Raw genomic sequence first — 2,395 nt, 5'->3', positions numbered from 1 at the left:
GCAAACCCATCTGTTATCTCTGCTGTTTTGGAGTCAGGTGAGAGAGATATAAATGAGATAGCTAAAAAAGTATCTGCTCTAAATAACATAGTATCCCAAGCAAGTTTCAAAGAGCAGTTTACTACCTTTAAAAGAGTAGCAAATATCTCAAAAGAGGTAGATTTAAATGCTGAATTATCTGTTGATACCTCTCTTTTTTCTGAATCTATGGAGAGTGAGTTGTATAGTGAATATAGTGCTACTATATCAAAAGAGTACAATTCATATGAAGAGCAGTTAACTGCAATGTTTGCACTTAAACCAAAATTAGATAGTTATTTTGATGCTGTTATGGTTAATGTGGAGGATGATGCTATAAAAACTAATCGTAAAAATACAGTGGCTTCTATCTATAAATCTTTTAGAGAGATTGCTGATATTAAGGAGATTTCGATTTAGAGTGAGGAGTCCAATAAATGGTATTGCAAATATCTGTCAAGAGAAGAGGTTTTTGATAGAATTTGTTGAATCATTTCCTCCTCTAACTTTCCCTAATCCTTCCAAATTCTCGCTAAACTAGGCATCTCGTCTCTCTTTGATTCTCTCTATCTCCCCAACACTAAGCCCAGTAATAGAAGCTATAATATCTACACTCAAACCTTGGTTCAGTGACCGTACAACAATCTCTATATCTCGCTCTTTTTTACCTTTTTCTATACCCTCAACTCTACCTTCTTCTCGACCCTCTTTTTTACCTTCCTCTCTACCCTCTTCATGACTATACTTTAAATCAAGCTCTTTAGTATTAGCAATGCTCATCCTATATCGTCGATTCTCCACATATCGACTATAAGCCAATCTATCTTCCTCTTTAAGCTTCATATAGTTTAGACTCTTTTTTGCCTCTTTTATCCCTTTTGCCTTAAAGTCACTCTTGACTCTCTCATTTTTGAGAAAATATATCCACTCATCAAGGCTATCTTTGGCAATATTGTCAAACTTGTTGACCTTAACAATATAGTACTCAGGATATATCTCTCTTGGTGAAATTTTATTAAACTTTTTCTTTTGTCTAGTAGATAGTTCAAGCTCATCTTGCTTGTGAATTCCTATGAAATTGTTTGAACCATAATATACATAATCTTTACCCATACCCAAATCAAAATAGACGATATTTACAGAAATCACCTTTTTGATATTGGCATAATCTTCACCTAACTGTAGATGTTCAATCATAGCTTTTGAAGTCCCATAGAGCATTCTGTGAAAATAGTCATACTCACTATCAAACTGAATCTCAACAATGATTATCTCACCGTTACTATCTTTTATCTTTATATCGACACGATTAAACTTATCTCTTTTATGCTCTTGATTTGATTCACTCTCTAAAATTTCTATAATTTTCAACTCTTTTTTGAGGCTCTCATCTTCGATTTGGTCATTCTCTTTTTTGCAGATAAGCTCTGTCAGGAAACCCTCTAGAATTTTAAAATTTGATTTACTTCTAAGTAGTCGCTTCATAGCCCAATCAAGCGATACTAGTCTTGTTGTCTCTTCCATAATTGAAGCCTTTTTTAGAGAATTATATCATAAAGGTTATGATGAGATGATTCGTTGAGGAACAAGGATATTGAATTCTATAATTTTGAAACTGTTTCAGAAAAATTTGAAATACCTATTGACAATAGCTTAATCCCATTGAATGAAACAACCAAAAATTCAATATCAAACGCATGGGAAGAGTATGCTGTTTTTGATGATTTTGGTCGAGTGTGGATTATTTCGGACAAGATACATGTGTTGTTGAGAACCAGTAAAGAGAATGCAAAATATATAGTTGGAGGAGATATAGAATCCTACTATAGATTTAAATGTAACTTCAAGTAACAAGTGCCTGTCGCTGTAAACTAAAATATTCTCATGGATATACAAAGACGATAATTAACTCATCGTCTTTCAGACTATTCCATAAATTATGAAATCTCTGACATCAAAGCAAAACTCTTAACAAAAGGTATTGCCATAGATGGGTTCTTAATCATTGCTGAAAAATCACCCTTCACAAATTTCAATTTTCCCATAGCCACAGCCACTCCCATTGAAGTCATTGTAAGAGGTTTTTTTGTCCATTTGTCCCAATCTTTTTGTGATGCTCTCATATCCCAATCGGCTGTCTCACCATTATATAGTCCTGCAGATACAGCTTTGCCCTTCTCAACCACAAATACACAAGATGGCTCACCGTTATCTTTGAAGCCACAAGTGATAGTGGAGTCAAAATCAATCTGTGCTAGTTTATCTGAAACCTCTGGTGTTGCATTCCATAAATCTTTTAACTCATTAATCCATTTATCTGAAAATAGTTCAGTCATTTTTTTCCTTTTTATTATTAAAAATTATCAAATATATCATT

3 protein-coding genes and 1 pseudogene are annotated in these 2,395 nt (G+C 33.4%); 2 read left to right on the top strand and 2 right to left on the bottom strand.

Translation table 11 applies throughout. From position 1 onward, the window contains the following. Window positions 1-438: pseudogene (locus GSY74_RS06780) on the top strand (glycine--tRNA ligase subunit beta); the annotation flags it as partial. Window positions 439-555: 117 nt separating this feature from the next. Here GSY74_RS06780 and GSY74_RS06775 read toward each other — a convergent pair. Continuing rightward, entirely contained in the window at window positions 556-1,542 is a 987-nt protein-coding gene (locus GSY74_RS06775; RefSeq protein ID WP_164664347.1) for an Rpn family recombination-promoting nuclease/putative transposase, read from the bottom strand. Between the two features lie 138 nt (window positions 1,543-1,680). On the opposite strand from GSY74_RS06775, the gene GSY74_RS06770 reads away from it, so the two are divergent. Next, window positions 1,681-1,869, top strand: a complete 189-nt coding sequence (locus GSY74_RS06770; protein ID WP_164664346.1) for a hypothetical protein — start codon at window positions 1,681-1,683, stop codon at window positions 1,867-1,869. 86 nt (window positions 1,870-1,955) lie between these two features. On the opposite strand, the gene GSY74_RS06765 is transcribed toward GSY74_RS06770, so the two are convergent. Then, window positions 1,956-2,354, bottom strand: a complete 399-nt coding sequence (locus tag GSY74_RS06765; protein WP_164664345.1) for an SCP-2 sterol transfer family protein — start codon at window positions 2,352-2,354, stop codon at window positions 1,956-1,958. Window positions 2,355-2,395 lie beyond the last annotated feature (41 nt).

It is taken from the genome of Sulfurovum sp. bin170 (assembly GCF_010892395.1).
Classification (GTDB): domain Bacteria; phylum Campylobacterota; class Campylobacteria; order Campylobacterales; family Sulfurovaceae; genus UBA1140.
The sequence above is the reverse complement of the archived record's forward strand: the minus strand, read 5'-3'. Positions and strand labels throughout refer to the sequence as shown.

Excerpts from the sequence above, each read along its gene's own strand:
- GSY74_RS06775 (WP_164664347.1), bottom strand. The coding sequence starts at position 1,542 with ATGGAAGAGACAACAAGACTAGTATCGCTTGATTGGGCTATGAAGCGA.
- GSY74_RS06765 (WP_164664345.1), bottom strand. The coding sequence starts at position 2,354 with ATGACTGAACTATTTTCAGATAAATGGATTAATGAGTTAAAAGATTTA.